The organism is Amycolatopsis sp. Poz14, assembly GCF_006704225.1.
Taxonomy (GTDB): domain Bacteria; phylum Actinomycetota; class Actinomycetes; order Mycobacteriales; family Pseudonocardiaceae; genus Amycolatopsis; species Amycolatopsis nivea.
Window position 1 is genome coordinate 3,783,398 of the sequence record NZ_JACLHD010000001.1, and the last position, 18,415, is coordinate 3,801,812.

Annotated in this window: 19 protein-coding genes; 9 read left to right on the forward strand and 10 right to left on the reverse strand. The window is 69.8% G+C overall.

Features of this window, described 5'->3' with window-relative positions; translation table 11 throughout:
- Positions 1-8: 8 nt before the first annotated feature.
- The 3 genes from FKO37_RS18200 to FKO37_RS47775 all read right to left on the reverse strand — a co-directional run bounded on the left by FKO37_RS18200 (position 9) and on the right by FKO37_RS47775 (position 2,594).
- A complete protein-coding gene (locus FKO37_RS18200) occupies positions 9-704 on the reverse strand; it encodes a phosphoadenylyl-sulfate reductase (RefSeq protein ID WP_134733000.1) in 696 nt (231 codons plus the stop codon).
- Complete coding sequence (locus FKO37_RS18205) at positions 701-2,401, reverse strand: nitrite/sulfite reductase (protein WP_134663018.1); 1,701 nt, start codon at positions 2,399-2,401, stop codon at positions 701-703. Before FKO37_RS18205 ends, FKO37_RS18200 begins: the two co-directional genes overlap by 4 nt.
- A 106-nt stretch (positions 2,402-2,507) precedes the next feature.
- On the reverse strand, positions 2,508-2,594 hold the full coding sequence (locus FKO37_RS47775) for a putative leader peptide (protein WP_350540000.1): 87 nt from the start codon (positions 2,592-2,594) through the stop codon (positions 2,508-2,510).
- A gap of 259 nt (positions 2,595-2,853) precedes the next feature.
- On the opposite strand from FKO37_RS47775, the gene hemW reads away from it, so the two are divergent.
- Both hemW and FKO37_RS18215 read left to right on the forward strand, forming a co-directional pair.
- The gene (hemW, locus tag FKO37_RS18210; RefSeq protein ID WP_238605182.1) at positions 2,854-4,071 is read left to right on the forward strand and encodes a radical SAM family heme chaperone HemW; all 1,218 of its coding nucleotides are present in this window, start codon (positions 2,854-2,856) and stop codon (positions 4,069-4,071) included.
- Between the two features lie 70 nt (positions 4,072-4,141).
- Complete coding sequence (locus FKO37_RS18215) at positions 4,142-5,062, forward strand: NADP-dependent oxidoreductase (protein WP_238605183.1); 921 nt, start codon at positions 4,142-4,144, stop codon at positions 5,060-5,062.
- Here FKO37_RS18215 and FKO37_RS18220 read toward each other — a convergent pair.
- Positions 5,052-5,759 (reverse strand): TetR/AcrR family transcriptional regulator, encoded by a 708-nt coding sequence (locus tag FKO37_RS18220; RefSeq protein ID WP_107051056.1) that lies wholly within the window; start codon positions 5,757-5,759, stop codon positions 5,052-5,054. The genes FKO37_RS18215 and FKO37_RS18220 overlap by 11 nt on opposite strands.
- 96 nt (positions 5,760-5,855) lie before the next feature.
- Here FKO37_RS18220 and FKO37_RS18225 point away from each other — a divergent pair, with 96 nt between their 5' ends.
- From FKO37_RS18225 to FKO37_RS18240, 4 genes are read left to right on the forward strand one after another with little or no spacing between them, the layout of a single operon-like run.
- The gene (locus tag FKO37_RS18225) at positions 5,856-6,263 is read left to right on the forward strand and encodes an SgcJ/EcaC family oxidoreductase (RefSeq protein WP_043837374.1); all 408 of its coding nucleotides are present in this window, start codon (positions 5,856-5,858) and stop codon (positions 6,261-6,263) included.
- Complete coding sequence (locus FKO37_RS18230; RefSeq protein ID WP_238605184.1) at positions 6,251-6,610, forward strand: hypothetical protein; 360 nt, start codon at positions 6,251-6,253, stop codon at positions 6,608-6,610. Before FKO37_RS18225 ends, FKO37_RS18230 begins: the two co-directional genes overlap by 13 nt.
- Before the next feature lie 57 nt (positions 6,611-6,667).
- Positions 6,668-7,486 (forward strand): siderophore-interacting protein, encoded by an 819-nt coding sequence (locus tag FKO37_RS18235; protein ID WP_043837376.1) that lies wholly within the window; start codon positions 6,668-6,670, stop codon positions 7,484-7,486.
- Positions 7,487-7,496: 10 nt separating this feature from the next.
- Positions 7,497-8,729 (forward strand): serine hydrolase, encoded by a 1,233-nt coding sequence (locus tag FKO37_RS18240; protein WP_238605186.1) that lies wholly within the window; start codon positions 7,497-7,499, stop codon positions 8,727-8,729.
- On the opposite strand, the gene FKO37_RS18245 is transcribed toward FKO37_RS18240, so the two are convergent.
- Genes FKO37_RS18245 through FKO37_RS18260 form a run of 4 tightly spaced genes read right to left on the reverse strand, consistent with a single transcriptional unit; the run spans position 8,730 to position 13,461 of the window.
- Positions 8,730-9,728: a TIGR03842 family LLM class F420-dependent oxidoreductase gene (locus FKO37_RS18245; RefSeq protein WP_037813650.1), complete on the reverse strand. Its 999-nt coding sequence runs from the start codon at positions 9,726-9,728 to the stop codon at positions 8,730-8,732.
- A gap of 10 nt (positions 9,729-9,738) precedes the next feature.
- Positions 9,739-11,121, reverse strand: coding sequence for a dihydropyrimidinase (gene hydA / locus FKO37_RS18250; RefSeq protein ID WP_238605188.1), 1,383 nt, complete (start codon positions 11,119-11,121; stop codon positions 9,739-9,741).
- Positions 11,121-11,963, reverse strand: coding sequence for a nitrilase-related carbon-nitrogen hydrolase (locus FKO37_RS18255; protein WP_037813646.1), 843 nt, complete (start codon positions 11,961-11,963; stop codon positions 11,121-11,123). Before FKO37_RS18255 ends, hydA begins: the two co-directional genes overlap by 1 nt.
- Complete coding sequence (locus FKO37_RS18260; RefSeq protein WP_037813645.1) at positions 11,956-13,461, reverse strand: NCS1 family nucleobase:cation symporter-1; 1,506 nt, start codon at positions 13,459-13,461, stop codon at positions 11,956-11,958. The genes FKO37_RS18255 and FKO37_RS18260 overlap by 8 nt, the downstream gene beginning before the upstream one ends.
- A gap of 241 nt (positions 13,462-13,702) precedes the next feature.
- Between FKO37_RS18260 and FKO37_RS18265 the strand changes: the two genes are divergently transcribed.
- The 3 genes from FKO37_RS18265 to FKO37_RS18275 all read left to right on the forward strand — a co-directional run bounded on the left by FKO37_RS18265 (position 13,703) and on the right by FKO37_RS18275 (position 17,071).
- Positions 13,703-14,374, forward strand: a complete 672-nt coding sequence (locus FKO37_RS18265) for a response regulator transcription factor (protein WP_037813644.1) — start codon at positions 13,703-13,705, stop codon at positions 14,372-14,374.
- Positions 14,371-15,423, forward strand: a complete 1,053-nt coding sequence (locus FKO37_RS18270) for an ATP-binding protein (protein ID WP_238605189.1) — start codon at positions 14,371-14,373, stop codon at positions 15,421-15,423. Before FKO37_RS18265 ends, FKO37_RS18270 begins: the two co-directional genes overlap by 4 nt.
- Positions 15,424-15,583: 160 nt before the next feature.
- Positions 15,584-17,071, forward strand: coding sequence for a DUF4153 domain-containing protein (locus FKO37_RS18275; RefSeq protein WP_238605192.1), 1,488 nt, complete (start codon positions 15,584-15,586; stop codon positions 17,069-17,071).
- Positions 17,072-17,075: 4 nt separating this feature from the next.
- Here FKO37_RS18275 and FKO37_RS18280 read toward each other — a convergent pair whose 3' ends face one another.
- Positions 17,076-17,939 carry a hypothetical protein gene (locus tag FKO37_RS18280; protein ID WP_238608287.1) on the reverse strand — a complete coding sequence of 288 codons (864 nt, stop codon included), beginning with the start codon at positions 17,937-17,939 and terminating at the stop codon, positions 17,076-17,078.
- 103 nt (positions 17,940-18,042) lie between these two features.
- Positions 18,043-18,414 carry an SSI family serine proteinase inhibitor gene (locus tag FKO37_RS18285; RefSeq protein WP_238605193.1) on the reverse strand — a complete coding sequence of 124 codons (372 nt, stop codon included), beginning with the start codon at positions 18,412-18,414 and terminating at the stop codon, positions 18,043-18,045.
- Position 18,415 lies beyond the last annotated feature (1 nt).

Here is an 18,415-nt window from a genome sequence, read left to right on the forward strand (position 1 = left end):
GTCCTCTCTCAGCCGTGCAATCCGCACTCGGTCTTCGACTGCCCGGCCCACCGGCCGCTGCGCGGATCCTGCCCCGGCTCGACCTTCGCCGTGCAGGGCGCGCAGCCGATCGACAGGTAGCCGATCGACACCAGCGGGTTCTCCAGGATCCCGTTCTCGTGCAGGTAGCCGTTGAACTCGTCGTCGGTCCACGCCGCGATCGGGTTGATCTTCACCAGGCCGTTGCGCTCGTCCCAGGTGACGATCGGCGTGTTCGCGCGGGTCGGCGCGTCCACCCGGCGCACGCCGGTGACCCACGCCGAGTACTTGCCGAGCGTCTGCCGCAGCGGCACGACCTTGCGCAGGAAACAGCACTGCCCGGGGTCGCGTTCGTGCAGTTTCGGCCCGTATTCCGCGTCCTGTTCGGCGACGCTCTGCTCGGCCTGCGCGTTGACGATCCGCACGTCCGGGTACACCGTCTGCACCGCGTCGCGCACCCCGAGGGTTTCGGCGAAGTGGTAGCCGGTCTCCAGGAACAGCACGTCCACCGCGGGCTTGACCTTCGTGGCGAGGTCGATGAGGACCGCGTCCTGCATGTTCGACGCCACGATGAAGTCGTCGCCGAAGGTGTCGGCCGTCCAGCGCAGCGCCTCCTCGGCGGTCGCGTCGGCCAGTTCCTTCCCGGCGCGCTCGGCCAGCGCCCGATAGTCCGCCACCGCGGTCACTGCAGCACCCCTTCGTCCGCCCGCAGCACCCACTGCGGGAAGCGTTCGCCCGGTTCGCGGCCCGCGACGTACGCGCGCACCACGCGTTCCACGTACTCGACCAGTTCGCCCGCGGTGACCTTGTGGCCGCGCAGCTTCCGGCCGAACCCGGCGTCGGCGCCGAGCCCGCCGCCGAGGTGCACCTGGAAGCCCTCGACCTGGTTGCCGTCCGCGTCGGTGACGATCTGGCCCTTGAGCCCGATGTCCGCGGTCTGCACGCGGGCGCAGGAGTTGGGGCAGCCGTTGAGGTGCACCGTCACCGGCGTTTCGAGCTGCGCGTTGATGTCGGCGAGCGACTTCTCCAGGTCCGCGACCAGCTGCTGCGCGCGGACCTTCGTCTCGACGATCGCGAGCTTGCAGAACTCCAGCCCGGTGCACGCCATCACGCTGCGCCGCCACGGCGACGGCTTGGTCTGCAGGCCCAGTTCGGCCAGTTCCGCTTGCAGCGCCGGGACTTCCGCCTCCGGCACGTCGAGCACGACCAGCTTCTGCAGCGGGGTCAGCCGCACCCGGCGCGACCCGGCGCGCTCGGCCGCGTCGGCGACCGCGACCAGCGTGCTGCCCGACACCCGGCCGGCGATCGGCGCGGCACCGAGGTAGAACTTGCCGTCCTTCTGCTTGTGCACGCCGACGTGGTCGACCGGGACGGCCGGGTTCTGCACCGCCGGTCCGTCGATCAGCTTCCGCTTCAGGTACTGCGTTTCGAGAACTTCCCGGAATTTTTCCGGACCCCAGTCCTTGACCAGGAACTTCAGCCGCGCCCGCGAACGGAGCCGCCGGTAGCCGTAGTCGCGGAAGATGGAGACGACGCCTTCCCAGACGTCGGCCGCCTCGTCCAGCGGGACCCACACGCCGAGCCGCTGGGCGAGCATCGGGTTCGTGGACAGCCCGCCGCCGACCCACAGGTCGAGGCCGGGGCCGTGCTCGGGGTGGTCGACGCCGACGAAGGAGATGTCGTTGATCTCGTGCACGATGTCCGGCAGCCCGGAGATCGCGGTCTTGAACTTCCGCGGCAGGTTCGAAAACCGCGGGTCGCCGATGTAGCGGCGGCGGATCTCCTCGAGCGCGGGCGAGGCGTCGAGCACCTCGTCCTCGGCGATCCCGGCGACCGGCGAACCGAGCATGCCGCGCGGGCTGTCGCCGCAGGCCTCGGTGGTGGTCAGGCCGACCGACTCGAGCCGCGACCAGATCGCGGGCACGTCCTCGATCCCGATCCAGTGGTACTGGATGTTCTGCCGGTCGGTGATGTCCGCGGTGTCGCGCGCGTGCTTCTGCGACAGCTCGCCGAGCACGCGCAGCTGCTCGGTGGTGAGCGCGCCGCCGTCGGTGCGGACGCGCATCATCAGGTACTTGTCTTCCAGCTCCTCCGGCTCCAGCTGCGCGGTGCGGCCGCCGTCGATGCCCGGCTTGCGCTGGGTGTAGAGGCCGAACCAGCGGAACCGGCCGCGCAGGTCGCCCGGGTCGATCGCGTCGAAGCCCCGGTGCGCGTAGATGTTCTCGATCCGCGCGCGGACGTTGAGCGGGTTGTCGTCCTTCTTCGACTGCTCGTTCGGGTTCAGCGGCTCCCGGTAGCCGAGCGCCCACTGGCCCTCGCCGCGCTTCTGGCGCGTCCGAGGCGTGCGGCCCTTCGCGGGCGTTTCACGCGGGGGTGCGGACATGGAGATCCTCCGGGCGGGGTTGTCGAGGCGGCTCCGCCGCGGCGTCGGCGCGGGCGGCAGCGGGCCGGTGGTCCAGGTGGTGGGCTGGGCAGGCTTGGCGCGGGAGTCAGCGAACAGGCCGGCAGAGCGCGCTCGCGACCCGGAGAAGGTCGACGTGGCGGCGCGCCACGAGAAGGACACCGGCAGGACTCACCGGCTCAGATTGCCACGCGGGCCGAACGTCGTCCAAGGGCGTCCGGATCGTGGGAGAAGGCTCACTCCAGCGGTGCGAAACCGTCCCGGATGTGCATGGGGCGGGCGATCTGCCAGGTCTTTCCCGTCTTTCGGACTCCTAGTGGGACGGTATCGGCGGCTTGGCGGCGGAGCGCGCGCCCGGCGTTGCATCGTTCGGCGGCCGAACTTTCCGCCGGGTGGCGCAGGGGTGCGCGGGGACCCGGGCGCGGCGGGGGAGAATGGACGTCGTGCCTGTTCCCGACACCCACCGTCCTTCCGCCGGACTGCCCGAGACCGCGCTCGCGGGCCTCGGCACCCGTCCGTTCGGCGTGTACGTCCACGTGCCGTTCTGCGCGACCCGCTGCGGCTACTGCGACTTCAACACCTACACCGCGGGCGAACTCGGCTCCGCCGCCTCGCCGCGGTCGTGGCTGGACGCGCTGCGCCGCGAGCTGGAGCTCGGTGCGGAAATCCTCGGCAACGCACCGCAGGCAGAGACGGTGTTCGTCGGCGGCGGGACCCCGTCCATGCTCGGCGCGGACGGGCTGGCCGAGGTGCTCGACGGCGTCCGGTCGGTGTTCGGGCTCGCGCCGGGCGCGGAGGTGACGACCGAATCGAACCCGGAGTCCACTTCGCCCGAGTTCTTCGCGGGCATCCGTGACGCGGGTTACACCCGGGTTTCGCTGGGCATGCAGTCCGCCGCCCGGCACGTGCTGAAGGTGCTCGACCGCGTGCACACGCCCGGCCGTCCGGTCGACGCCGCGCGCGAGGCCCGGGCCGCCGGGTTCGAGCACGTGAATCTCGACCTTATTTACGGCACGCCGGGGGAGCGCGTCGAAGACCTGCGCGCGTCGCTCGACGCGGTGCTTTCGGCGGGCGTCGACCACGTGTCGGCGTACGCGCTCATCGTGGAGGACGGCACGGCGCTGGCCCGCCGGGTGCGGCGCGGCGAGCTGCCCGCACCGGACGACGACACGCTGGCCAGCTACTACGAGATGATCGACTCCGTCCTCGCCGGCGCGGGCCTGACCTGGTACGAGGTGTCGAACTGGGCGACCGGCGAGGCGGCGCGGTGCCGCCACAACCTCGGCTACTGGCAGGGCGGCGACTGGTGGGGCGCCGGGCCGGGCGCGCACAGTCACGTCGGCGGCGTGCGGTGGTGGAACGTCAAGCATCCCGCCAAGTACTCCAGCCTCCTCGCGGAAGGACAGAGCCCGGAAGCCGACCGCGAGGTGCTCACTCCGGAGGACCAGCACCTGGAGCGGATCATGCTGGAGCTTCGGATCTCCGACGGGCTGGCGCTGTCCGCGCTCGACGAGGCCGGAGCGAAGGAGGCCCGGGCGGCCGCCGCGGAGGGCTTGCTCGAACAGTCCGAATTGGACAGTCGGGGTCGCGCGGTGCTCACGGATCGCGGCCGCCTGCTCGCGGATGCCGTGGTCCGGAGGCTCGCCGGCTGAATTTCCGCCCGCCGGGCATAAATTCGTCCGATCGTTTGTTGGACTAACCATACGAGCGAGGGAGACGCGTATGCCGCAGGCGGTCAGATACGGCGAACACGGCGGGATCGAAGTGCTGCAGCTGGCCGAAGTGCCCCGGCCGGTGCCGGAATCCGGACAGGTGCTCGTGCGGGTCCGGGCCGCGGGGATCAATCCGGGGGAAACGAAGATCCGGGTGGGTGCGCTGGCCGAGCGCTGGCCGTCCACCTTCCCGTCCGGGCAGGGCAGCGACCTGGCCGGAGTGGTGGCCGAACTGGGCCCGGACGTCGAAGAAATCCAGGTGGGGGACGAGGTCGTCGGCTTCGTGCACACCCGCTCCAGCCACGCCGAGTACGTGCTCGTCCCGGCGGAGCATCTCGTCCCGAAGCCGGACGGGCTGCCGTGGGAGGTCGCGGGCGGCTTGTTCGTGGCCGGAACGACCGCGTACGCCGCGGTCGGCGCGGTGTGCCCGCGCGAGGGCGAGACGATCGTCGTGTCCGGAGCCGCCGGAGGGGTCGGCTCGCTCGCCGTGCAACTGGCGAAGCTCACCGGCGCGACCGTCATCGGCATTGCCGGCGAAGCGAACCACGAGTGGTTGCGCGAGCACGAGATCGTCCCGATCGCGTACGGCGAAGGGCTCGAAGAGCGGCTCCGCGAGCTGACTGGCGACCGGGTGGACGCGTTCATCGACACCTACGGCGACGGCTACGTCGAACTGGCCTTGCGGCTCGGCGTCTACCCCGGCCGGATCGACACGGTGGTCGACTTCGACGCCGCTGAGAAGTACCGGGTGAAGACCGAGGGCAACATCGCCGGCGCGAGCGCCGAGGTCATGCGCGACCTCGTTGCCTTGGCGGACAAGGGATTGCTCGAGGTCCCGATCGCCGCGACGTATCCGCTCGCGGAGGTCCAAGCCGCCTACCGCGAGCTGGAACAGGGACACGCGCGCGGAAAGATCGTGCTCACTTTCTGACCATCGCCGCCAGCCCGGCCACGAACGCCTCCAAGGCGAATTCGAGCCGGGCCTGGCTGGTGTCCGCGGTGAAGAATTCCCCGGCCTGCAACAGGTTCGGGAACGCGCTCGCGGGCAGCGACCGCATGTAGTCGGCCATCTGCCGCTCGCGTTCGCTCATTTTCTCCGGGTCGTAATCGCCGAACGTCCAGCCGCTCGCTTCGTAGGCGAATGCCTTGGTGTACGTGCTCAACGCGTCGCCGGCGAACACCGCCTGCCGCAGATCCAGGCCGCCCGCGCGCAGCAGCTGAAGCATGATTTCGCCCTGCCGCAACGAATTCGGGGTCACCGGGATCGGCGTCTGCCACGCGACCTTCGCGATGCCCGGATACGCCATCATCGCCCGGATCTGGTGCCGCACCTGCTCTTTGACCTGTTCGGTCCACCGCTGCGGATCCGGTTCCGGGCACGGCACCTCGCTCAGCGCCGCGTCGAGCATCAGCTCGTCCAGTTCCTCTTTGTTGGCCACGTACGCGTAAAGCGACGCGGGCCCGGTCTCCAGCTGCTGCGCGACCCGGCGCATCGAGACGGCGTCGATGCCCTCGGCGGCGAGGATTTCGAGCGCGGTTTTCACGATCAGTTCCTGCGACAGCATCTGCTTCGCGGCGCGCCGGCGCGGGCTCGGCGTCCGGCGCCAGGGCGGGGGCGGTGCGGTCATTCCCGAAGCCTAGACGACCTCCGCGCTTGACGCGAACGGTGTTCGTGAGTACAACTGGACCTCGTACACGAACGACGTTCGTTAAGGAGTATAAGCATGTCGCAGCGCGAAGAAGTCCTGTCCGTCCTCACCCGCCTCGCCGACGCGTGGAACAGCGGCGACGCCACCGCCTACGGGAACCTGTTCACCGAAGACGCCGATTACGTGACGTTCTTCGGGTTCCGGTCCGAGGGCCGCCAGGCGATCGCGGACTCGCACCGGGAGCTGTTCCAAGGGCCGCTGAAAGGCTCGAAGCTCACCGGGTTCGGCGAACCGCGGGTGCGTTTCCTGCGGGACGACGTCGCGGTCATCGTGACCGGCGGCGGTTCGTCGCTGACCGGAGGCGACGACCCGGCGGCGGAAGGCCGTGAAAGCACGCTGACCTACGTCCTGGTGCGGGGCGACGACGGGTGGCGGATCACCGCGTTCCAGAACACCCGGGTGTCGAAGCCGTGGGAAGCGTGAGAACGATCGTCGAGGTCTCCGGAGTCGTCTCGGCCGCGCCCGCGGAGGTGTTCGCGCGGCTGGAAAAGCGGTTGACCGCGGCGGACCGCTCGATGAAGCTGGAAGCGGATCGCGATCGCCGGTTCCTGGCCGCGCAAGGCGGCTGGTGGTACCGCGGCGAGTACGAGGTCGCCGACGACCCGGCCGGAGCCCGCGTCACGCACCGCGTCCGGAACGCCGCGACCGGGCAGTGGTGGGCGGTGCTGCTGGCGAACCGGTTCTTCGCCGGGTATCGGGGCCGGGTCAGGGCGGGCTTCCGGGCGACGCTCGCCGGACTCGGGGACGGCGGCACTGGGCGGAACGGGTGAAGGCGCGTACCGTGGGAGCCGCGACTTAGGTAAACCTTACTGAAACAGGGGTGTTCGATGGCCGAAGGTCCGGCGCGCAAGGGGAGGACCGCGGTGCGGCTGGAGGTGCTGCGCAAGGAGCACCTCACGCCGCACATGATCCGGATCGTGGCCGGCGGCGAGGGGCTCAAGGATTTCCGCCCGAACGAGTTCACCGACGCGTACGTGAAGGTGATCTTCAAGGTGGCCGGGGTGGAGTATCCGGAGCCGTTCGACCTGAACCGGATCCGCGAAGAACTGCCGCGCGAGCACGCTCCGCGGCTGCGCACGTACACCGTCCGCTCGTACGACGAGGCCGCGGGCGAACTGGTGCTCGACTTCGTCGTGCACGGCGACGAGGGGCTCGCCGGGCCGTGGGCGCAGCGCGCACAGCCGGGCGACGAGCTGCTGCTGGCCGGTCCGGGCGGGGCGTACGCGCCGCGCGCCGACGCCGGCTGGCATCTGCTGGTGGGCGACGAATCGGCGGTGCCCGCCATCGCCGCCGCGCTGGAGGCGCTGCCGGCGGGGGCGCGGGCGCACGTGTTCCTGCTCGTGGCGGACAAATCGGAGCACCAGCCGCTCGCGACCAAGGCCGACGCGCAGGTCACGTGGCTGCACCGCTCGGCGTCCGACGATCTGGTCGCCGCGGTGAAGGCGCTGCCGTGGCCGGACGAGGACGTGCACGCGTTCGTCCACGGCGAGGCCGGGTTCGTGCGGGAGCTGCGGCGGTACCTGTTCGACGAGCGCGGCGTCGCGCGGGACGCGGTGTCGCTGTCCGGATACTGGCGCGAGGGCAAGAACGACGAGGCCTGGCGCGAGGAAAAGGCGGCGGAGCGGAAAGCGGCCAGTCCGGCGTAAGGTCGCCGCCATGGCGACCGAGGTGAAGGTGGAGGCCGATCCGGCCGACGCGGGTTTCGACGGGGCACGACTGCAGCGGATCGACCGGCATTTCGCCCGGTACGTCGACGACGGTTTGCTGCCGGGCTTCCTCGCGGTGGTGAGCAGGCACGGCCGGATCGTGCACGTCGCGTCGCACGGCTCGCGCGACGTCGAGGCGGGCGTCCCGGTCGAGACCGACACGATCTGGCGGATCTTCTCGATGACGAAGCCGGTCACCTCGGTGGCGGCGATGACGTTCGTCGAGGAGGGCCTGATCGACCTCACCGACCCGATTTCCCGGTGGCTGCCCGAATTCGCCGAGCCGCGGGTGTACGCGAAAGGTTCGGCGCTGGCTCCGGTCACCGAGCCGGCGACCGAACCGATCCGGTTGTGGCACCTGCTTTCGCACACCGCGGGCCTCACCTACGGCTTCCACCACACGCACCCGGTCGACGCGGTCTACCGGGCAGGCGGGTACGAATGGGGCACGCCGCCCGGGCTGGACCTGGCGGAATGCACCCAGGCGTGGGCGCGGTTCCCGCTCGTGTTCCAGCCGGGCGCGGAATGGAACTACTCGGTGGCGAGCGACGTCCTCGGCCGCTTGGTCGAGGTGCTCGCGGGGAAGCCGCTCGACGAGGTGTTCGCCGAGCGGATCTTCGGCCCGCTGGGCATGGAAGACACCGGGTTCTGGACTTCGGACACCGACCGGCTGGCGGCGTTGTACCTGCCCGCGCCGGGGACGAAGAAGCTGGTCCGCAACGACGCCTTCGGCGCGGTGGGCACGTCGCGTCCGGCATGCCTTTCGGGCGGCGGCGGCCTGGTCTCGACGGCGGCGGACTACCACCGCTTCACGCAGATGCTGCTGCGCCGCGGCGAACTCGACGGCGTGCGGGTGCTGAGCCCGCGCACGGTCGACCTGATGACGGCCAACCACCTGCCGGGCCATGTGGACCTGGAGGCATACGGCCGTCCGCTGTTCGCGGAGATGCCCTTCGACGGGTACGGCTTCGGGCTGGGCTTCTCGGTCCTGATCGACTCGGTGAAGGCGAAAACCCTTGCCACGCCCGGCGAATACGCGTGGGGCGGGGCCGCGTCGACGGCGTTCTGGGTGGATCCGGACGAGGACCTGACGGTGGCGTTCTACACGCAGCTGCTGCCGTCGTCGACCCATCCGATCCGGCAGCAGCTGCGGCAGTTGGTGTACCAGGCGATGCTGGACTGATCAGGCGGTCAGCTTAGGGATCACCTGCGCCCCGTACGCGGCCATCGTCTCCTCCCGCTCGTCGTGCATCAGGTACAGCGCGAACTGGTCCACCCCCAGCTCCGCCAGTTCCTCCAGCCGCGCGATGTGCGCCGAGGCCGGGCCGAGCAGGCAGAACCGGTCGACGATCTCGTCCGGCACGAACGCGGTCGACGGGTTTCCGGCGCGGCCGTGGTGGGAGTAGTCGTAGCCTTCGCGCTCGCGGATGTAGTCGGTCAGCTCGTGCGGCACCGGGCCGGACGAGCCGTACCGGGCGACCAGGTCCGCGACGTGGTTGCCGACCATTCCGCCGAACCAGCGGAGCTGTTCCCGTTGGTGCGCCAGGTCTTCGCCGACGTACGCCGGGGCCGCGACGCAGATCGTGATCCCGCCCGGATCGCGCCCGGCCGCCCGGGCGGCGTCCCGGACCGCACCGATGGTCCAGCGGGCGATGGCCGGGTCGGCGCATTGCAGGATGAAACCGTCCGCGTGTTCGCCGACGGTCCGCAACGCCTTCGGGCCGTACCCGGCCATCCACATTTCCAGCCGTCCGCCGCGAATCCACGGGATCCGGACCGCGGTGTCGTTCATCGTGACCTCGCGGCCCTCGGCGAGATCCTTCACCACGCGCATGCATTCCCGCACGGTGGCCAAAGTGGACGGCGGGCGGCCGACCACCCGGTGCGCGGAGTCGCCGCGGCCGATGCCGCACACCGTGCGGTTGCCGAACATGTCGTTGAGCGTCGCGAAGGTCGACGCCATCACCGACCAGTCCCGCGTGCCCGGGCTGGTCACCATCGGGCCCACGACCAGCGCGGACGTCGCTTCGAGGATCCGCGAGTAGATCACGAACGGTTCCTGCCACAGCACGCACGAGTCGAACGTCCAGCCGTACCGGAACCCGGCGTCCTCGGCGGCCTTCATCATCCGCACGACCTCCGCCGCGGGCGGGTCGGTCTGCAGCACGATCCCGAAATCCATCAGGGGGCCCTCAATTCAGATACTGATTGAGTTCACGGGACAAGAACTTTCCGTGCCCGGGGCTCCCGTGGAAACCGTCCGGAGAGACCACGACACGACCGCGCGACAGGACAGTGTGGACCTTCCCGGTGAGCGAAAACCCTTCGTACGCCGAGTAGTCCACGTTCATGTGATGGGTCGCCGCGGACAGCGTCTGCGGCGCGGAAGGGTCGTACACCACGATGTCCGCGTCCGAACCCGCCGCGATCACGCCCTTGCGCGGGTACAGCCCGAACATCCGCGCGGGCGTCGCCGAGCACGTCTCGACCCAGCGGCCCAGCGAGATCTCGCCCGCGACGACACCCTGGTGCAGCAGGTCCATCCGGTGTTCGACGCCCGGCATCCCGTTCGGGATCGCCCGGAAATCGCCGCGCCCCAGCTCTTTCTGGTCCTTGAAGCAGAACGGGCAATGGTCCGTGGACACCACGGAGAGGTCGTTCGTGCGCAGCCCGCGCCACAGGTCCGCCTGGTGCGATTTCTCCCGCAGCGGCGGCGAAGCGACGAACTTGGCGCCCTCGAAATCGGGTTTCGCCAGGTCCTCAATGGACAGATAGAGATACTGCGGACAGGTTTCGGCGAAGACGTTCTGCCCGTTGTCCCGCGCCTCGGCGACCGCGGCGAGCGCCTGTGCGGCCGACAAATGCACGATGTACAGCGGGGATCCGGTCACTTGGGCGAGCCGGATCGCTCGCGAGGTCGCCTCGCCTTCCAGTTCGGGCGGCCGGGTCAGGCCGTGCTGCACCGGGTCGGTGTGCCCGGCGGCGACCGCCTGCGCGGCCAGTTCGTCGATCGCGATGCCGTTTTCCGCGTGCATCATGATCGTCGCGCCGATCTCGCGCGCCTGCTGCATGGCGCGCAGGATTTCCCCGTCGGTGGAATAGAAAACGCCGGGGTAGGCCATGAACATCTTGAAACTGCCGACCCCGCCGTCGACGCACGCCCGCATTTCCTTGAGCGAGGAGTCGTTGACGTCCGACACGATCATGTGGAACCCGTAGTCGATCGCGCAGTTGCCGTCCGCTTTGGCATGCCATTTGTCCAGTGTGGACAGCAGGGACGTGCCTTTGGCCTGCACGGCGAAGTCGATGATCGTCGTGGTCCCGCCCCACGCGGCGGCGATGGTGCCGGTCTCGAAGGAATCGGCCGAATGCGTGCCGCCGAACGGCATTTCCATGTGCGTGTGCGCGTCGATCCCGCCGGGCAGCACGTACTTGCCGGTCGCGTCGATCGTTTCGTCGCCGGTCAGCGTGCCGGGTGCGCCGACCGCCGCGATGGTTTCGCCGTCCACCAGCACGTCGGCGGCGACCGCGCCGGACGGCGAAACGACTTGCCCGCCTTGGATGAGGGTAGTCATCAGGCCTCCGCGAGCGGGCCGTAGCTGTCCGGGCGGCGGTCGCGGTAGAACTGCCACAGATCGCGGACCTCGGCGAGCCGGCCCATGTCGAGGTCGCGGACCACGATCTCCTCCTCGGTGTCCGAAGCCGCCTCGCCGACGAGCTGGCCTCGTGGGTCCACAAAGTACGACTGGCCGTAGAAGTCGTTGTCGCCCAGCGGTTCCACGCCGACCCGGTTGATCGTGCCCACGTAGTACTCGTTCGCCACCGCGGCCGCCGGCTGCTCCAGCCGCCACAGGTACTCCGACAGGCCGCGGCTCGTCGCCGACGGGTTGAACACGATCTGCGCCCCGGCCAGCCCGAGCGCGCGCCAGCCTTCGGGGAAGTGCCGTTCGTAGCAGATGTACACGCCGATCCGGCCGACCGCGGTGTCGAAGACCGGGTAGCCGAGGTTGCCCGGCTTGAAGTAGAACTTCTCCCAGAAGCCCTTCACCTGCGGAATGTGGTTCTTGCGGTGCATTCCGAGGTATTTCCCGTCGGCGTCGATCACCGCCGCGGTGTTGTAGTAGACGCCCGGCTGTTCCTGTTCGTACATCGGCACCACGAGCACCACGCCGTGCCGCTCGGCGACCTCCTGCATGAGCTTCGTGGTGGGGCCGTCCGGGATCGCTTCGGTGTAGGAATAGAAATCCGCGTCCTGCACCTGGCAGAAATACGGGCCGTAGAACAGTTCCTGCAAGCACACCACCTGTGCGCCTTGCGAAGCCGCCTTGCCGATGGCGTCGACCGCGTTCGCGATCATCGACTCCTTGTCGCCTGTCCACCGCTGCTGGATCAAGCCGGCTCGGACCGTGTCAGACACTGGTTTCCTCCTCGTTCCGGTGCGCGTTCAAAGGAAGGCTGAACAGGATGTAGGCGACGAAGGCGCCGACAAATCCCATTGCCCAGTTGTAGTCGTACAAAGGTTTCAGGAACGGAATGAGCCCGTCCGCCGGGAACGGACCGCCGTAGGCCCCGCCGACCGCGAGCACCGCGCCGATCAGCGTCGCGACGAGCGCGCGCCAGTGCCAGCCCGCGGTGAACCAGTACTGCCCGCTCGGCAGGTACAGGTCGGCCAGCTTCAGCCGGGTCCGTTTCACGACCCAGTATCCGGCGACGAGCACCCCGGCGACCGCGCCGAGCAGGCCGCCGTAGAAGCCGAGCCAGGCGAAAATGTAGATGTCCGGGTCGGAGTAGAGCCGCCACGGCTGGATCAGGACGCCGATCACGCCGGTGATCAGGCCGCCGAGCGCGAAGGTGATCCGCTTCGGGAAGGCGTTGGAGAAATCGTAGGACGGGCTGACGACGTTCGCCGCCAGGTTGGCCGAGATCGTCGCCAGCACCAGCGCGACCAGCGCGACGACCACCACGACCGGGCTGGAGAACTTGTCCGCCAGCTGCGCCGGGTCCCAGATGTCCTGCCCGTAGAGCACGTGCCCGCCGGACGTGGTGAGGATGGCGACGATCGCGATGAACGTCATCGTCGTCGGCAGCCCGAGGATCTGGCCGCGCATCTGCTTGCGCTGGCTGCCGCCGAAGCGGGTGAAGTCCGGCATGTTCAGCGACAGCGTCGACCAGAACGCGATCATCGCCATCAGCGACGGCGCGAACACCTTCCAGAATCCCGGCCCCCAGCCGAGCTTCCCGCTGTCGTGCAGGATCGGGCCGAGCCCGCCCGCCTTCACCAGCACGTAGCCGAGCAGGATCAGGAACCCGACCGACACCAGCGGCGCGGTCCAGTTCTCGAACTTGCGGACCGCCTCCATGCCGCGCCAGATGATCAGCATCTGCAGCAGCCAGAACACCGCGAACGACAGCCACATCGTCCAGTGCTGCCCGGCGATCACCGCCGAATCGCGCCAGCCGGACCCGGCGAGCCGCCCGACGATCACGTAGATCGCCTCGCCGCCCACCCAGGTCTGGATGCCGAACCAGCCGCAGGCGATGAACGCGCGCAGCAGCGCGGCGAGGTTCGCGCCGCGCAGGCCGTAGAACGCGCGGGCGAACACCGGGAACGGGATGCCGTATTTGGTGCCGGCGTGGCTGTTGAGCAGCATCGGCGCGAGCACGATCAGGTTGCCGATGGTGATCGTGATCAGCGCCTGCAGCCAGTTCATGCCGAGCGCGATGAGCGACGCGGCCAGCGCATAAGAAGGGATGTTATGAGCCATCCCCATCCAGAGCGCGAAATAGTTGTAGGTCGTCCAGGTCCGCTTCTCGACCGGGACCGGAGCCAGTTCGTCGTTGAAGAACCGGCTGCCTCGCAGCGCCCGCACGTCGCCGAGGTCCACCCGGCTGTGCTCACGTGTCGTCGGCTCCATTGCGGAATCCTGCGCGCCGGGCGGGGGCCGGGGGCAGAGACAGACTGTTCACTGTTCGGCCGCCCTTGGCGCAGTCTGTCGATTGCGCCGAACCGCGCCGGGATGCATGACGTACGTCACAACCCGCTCGTGACGTCCGGGCAAAACGGCGGAAACATCTCCACCGGATCTCCACATCTCACCCGGATGGCCTCCACGGTGATTGCTTAAAGTCGGCGGCATGGACAACGGGGGAAGACGGGTGCTGGTCGTCGAGGACGACCTCACCATCGCCGCGTCGATCGATGCCCGGCTGAGCGCGGAAGGGTTCTCCGTGACGGTCGCGCACGACGGCCCCGCGGCGGTCGACGCGGAGGCGGCGACCAGTCCCGACCTGGTGGTTCTCGACGTGATGCTGCCCGGTTTCGACGGTCTCGAGGTGTGCCGCCGGATCCAGGCGCGCCGTCCGGTGCCGGTGCTCATGCTCACCGCGCGCGCCGACGAGACCGACCTGCTGGTGGGGCTCGGCGTCGGCGCGGACGACTACCTCACGAAGCCGTTCTCGATGCGCGTGCTGTCCGCGCGGATCCAGGCGCTGCTGCGGCGGGTGGAGCGGTCCTCGGCGGCGGCGGAGGAACGGATCGTGCTGGGGGATCTGGAGATCGACATCGCGGAACGGCGGGTTCGCCGAGGGGGCGAACCCGCCCAGCTGACGCCGATCGAATTCGATCTCCTGGTGCATTTCGCGCGCCGTCCGCGCGCGGTGCAGCCGAGGGAACGGCTGCTGAGCGAGGTGTGGGACTGGGACGTGCAGGCGACCGGAGCCGGCACCCGGGCGGTGGACAGCCACATCAAGGCGCTGCGGCGGAAGCTCGGGGCCGACCTGATCCGGACGGTGCACGGGGTCGGGTACGCGCTGGAGGTCCCCGCGTGAAGCCGTTTGTCGCGAAGGCCGTCGATTTCCTGCCGAGACCGCTGGACCGGATCCGGTCGATCAAGCTGAAACTGGCGATCCTGATGGTCGCGTCCGGCGGGATCGCGTTCGCGTTCTTCCGCTACCAGATCGGCTGGCTGCCGCCGCGGACGACGGTGACCGCGGTGGTGATCGCGCTGCTGACGTCGCAGATCCTGGCGCACGGCATGACCAGGCCGCTGCGCGAGATGACAGCGGCCGCGCGGGCGATGGCGAAAGGCGATTACACCCGCCGGATCCGCGCCACCGCCCGCGACGAGGTCGGCTCGCTGGCCGCGGCGTTCAACCAGATGGCCGCCGACCTGTCCACCGCGGACCGGCAGCGCCGCGAACTGGTCGCGAACGTGTCGCACGAACTCCGGACGCCGATCACCGCGCTGAACGCCGTGCTGGAGAACCTCGTGGACGGCGTCGCTTCGCCGGATCCCGCGACGCTCCGCACGGCGTTGCACCAGACCGAACGCCTGGGGCGGCTGGTCACCGAACTGCTGGACCTGTCGCAGATCGACGCCGGAACGCTGCCGCTGGACCGTTCGCAGGTCGATCTCGAAGACCTGCTCGCCGAGGTCGCCGCGGAGGCGGAAGCCATGGCCGCGGCGGCAGGCCGGGGCGTCCGGTTCGCGATCTCGGTGACCCCGTCCGGCGCGACGGTGCCCGCCGACCGGGAACGGATCTACCAGGTGGTGCTGAACCTGCTGGAGAACGCCGCGCGGCACGGCCCGGCCGGGGGAGAGGTGGCGGTGCTGGCGCGGGTCGAGCCCGGGGAGGCGCGGATCGAGGTGCACGACCAGGGGCCGGGGATTCCGGAAGCCGACCGGGAACGGGTGTTCGAACGGTTCACCCGGGGAGAACGCGCTGGCGGCGGCGGGACCGGGCTGGGCTTGGCGATCGCGCGGTGGGTGGTGGAACTGCACGGGGGGACCGTCGCAGTGGTCGATCCGGTGCCTGGCGGAGGTCTTGCTGCTGGCGGCGGGCCCGGATGCCGGATCCGGGTGACTCTGCCCGCTTGAGCTGCGGGCCGCACTTCCGCTGAGGTGCGTGAGGGTTCCCCGCACGGAATCTGATTCCCGCAGGGTTCCCCTCACGTACCGCCGAGGCGCGCGCCTATCGGCAGGTGAGAATCCGCGCCCGCCGCACACACTGAAATTTGCTATCGCGAAGAGAGGTTCCATGTCCGAGCAGGTCCAGAATCACCCCGCGCATGCCGTTCCGCCGTGGGTGGTGCGCATCGTCCGGCAGCCGGGGCCGAGGCCGTTGTTCGAGCGGGCCGAAGCCGGGGTCCCCGTCGGGGCGAAGGTGGCCGCGCTGACGGTCGCGGTCGTGGCGGCGGTCGTCGTGCCGGTGGACCGGCCCGGCATCGGCTGGGTGCTGGCGTTGCTGGTCGCGGCCGTGGTGCTCTTGGCGTGCGCGCGGCTGTCCGGGGCAGGAGAAGGAAAAGCGAGGCGTTGGGGGCAGGCAGGTTGGGCACTGCTGGCGATCGCGCTGCTTGCGGTGGGAGCCCTGCGCGCGGCCGAATGGTTGTTCGTCTTGTGCGGGCTCGCGGCGGCAGTCGCGGCGTCGCTTGCCGTCGTGGGGAAGCGGACTGTGCACGGCACGACCTACGACGTGCTCGCCGTCCCGCTCGAAGCGTTCCGCGCGGTGCCGTGGCTGCTGCGCCGGAGTCCCCGGTCCGGTCGGCGACAGGGGCGGGCCCTCGGCGCGGTTCTGCTGTCCGGGCTGGTCCTGGTGGTGTTCTTGCCGTTGCTGATCACCTCGGACCCTCGCTTCGCGGAGTTCGTGAGCGGCCTCGTCCCGGAGGTGCGTCCCGGTTCGGCCGTCCAAGCCGCGCTGGTGTTCGGAGTGGGCTTCGCGGCGATGGCAGCCGTCTTCCTGATCGCCGCGGATCCCTTGCCCGCAAGGGAAAACCGGACGACCACAGTCGGCGACCGGCTGTCCTGGACGTCCTCGCTGGGCACCTTGTCGGTGCTGTTCACCGCGTACGTCGGCGTGCAAGCGGCGGCCCTTTTCGGTGGCACGGACTACGTCCTCCGCACCGACGGCCTCACCTCGGCGGACTACGCACGCGGCGGTTTCTGGCAACTCTGCGCCTGCACCGTGCTGACCCTCGGCATCGTCGCCGCGGCCCTGCGCTGGGCCCCGAAAGCCACCCGCGCCGACCGGACGGTGTTGCGGGCACTGCTCGGCGCGCTGACCGTGCTGAGCCTGGTCGTGGTGCTGTCCGCATTGAGTCGCATGTGGACCTACCAGCAGGCCTACGGATTCACCGTGCTGCGGCTGCTGGTGGAGGTGTGCGAGATCTGGCTGGGCGTGGTGTTCGTCCTGATCGGGGCGACGCTGGGCACACTTCGCGCGAACTGGCTGCCCCGCGCGGCGATCGCGACCGCTGCGCTGGCGCTGCTGGGATTGGCCGCGGCGAACCCGGAATCGGCGATCACGACCGCCAACCTGGACCGGGCGGCGCAGGGCAAGCCGCTCGACCTCCGCTACCTGCGCCAGTTCTCCGCCGACGTGGCCCCGGTCGTGGCGGAACGCCGTCCCGACGCGGCGTGCCTGCTGCGCCCGATCGCCCGTGCGCTGCCCGATGATTCTTGGCCCGCCTGGAACCTGAGCCGTTCCCGGGCCCGGGAGATCCTCCGGGCCCAGGCCCCGTGCGAATGACGGGTCAGCTCCGTGGCGCCGTCAGCCGCCAGTCGACCAGGGGGTTCTCGTCGGGGTTTTCGGCATCCGGCAGGTGCTCGGAGCGGCGCACCGCGCAGCGATGGCGCACCAGGTCGCGGCGCTCCGCCGGGGTCAGGTCCGCGTCTCCGAACGGGCTTTCCCCGTCGATGTCCGCGTTCGCGTCGACGTTGAACCGGTAGGCGTCCGCGGTCAGGTAGTCGCGGCGGAAATCGGTCTTCCACTGCGAATTGTGCCCCCAGCCGAGCGATCCGTCGCTGGTCGGCCGATGGCGGCGGAGGAACGAATCCTCCAGCGCCGACCGGTCCGCGATCCCCGCTGTCGCGTGCCGTTCCCCGGCCCGTACGACGACCCCGGCCCGGCCGAACAGCAGTTCGCCGAGCATGAGGCACGGCCACTGTTCGCCGACGAGCTCGATGGGCTCGTCCGGATCATCGCTCTGGTCGACGGCCGCGATCTCGTGGAAAAACGGATCGAACCGGGCGACTTCCATCCGTCGCATGCCCAGTGCGGAGAAAAAGCCGACGTACTCGTCCGCGGTGACGCGCACTTCGTGGTCGGGCAGGTGCAATCGGTGCGCCCACGGCGTTGCGGCTCCGTCCGGGAGGCCGGACTGGAAGCCCAGCAGCAGGAGATCGCTGATCCGGTGGAGCGCATACGCTTGCTCGAGCAGATCGCCCCAGACGTATTCCGTTCGCTGCCATTCTCCGCAGACCGCCAGCGGAGCCAGCATCTCGCGCGCGCTGGCGGCATGCTCGCCGAGCCACGGGGACAGCACGTCGGAGAACACTGCCGAGCCGGCGTATTCGTGCACCGCGAAGTACAGCTCGCGCAGGGTCGTCGGGGTCATCACGACGACGCAGCCTACGGAGGACAGTGTCGGCGTCCCACCGAATTTCCTGCTGCGGCAACCGATTCCGGGGCGGCCGGAACCGATCGCCGCCCGCCAGGATCTACAGCGCGAAGACCCCGTTCGACTGGCTGTCCGCCGCGCACTTGTTCGGGTACGTCGCCCGGTACGTGACCCGGGTGCCGTGCCAGCTGCCCAGCGCGGTGACGTCCACGGGGGAGTAGATCATCGTGCACTTCTGCCGGTGCGGGGTGATGCGGGCGAAATCGCCGTCGACCGCGGTGAGGGTCGCGCAGGCGGTGTCGCGGTGGCGGTGCGTGCCGCCGGTGGGGTCGCAGGTGAGGGACGCGCTCGTGACGCGCCCGGAGGTCTCGTGCACGGTCAGCTGCAGCACGGACTCCGGGACGTGCGGTGCGGCCAGGCCGCCGAACCCGATCACGGCCGCTGCGACCGGAGCGAAGGAAGAGAACACCATA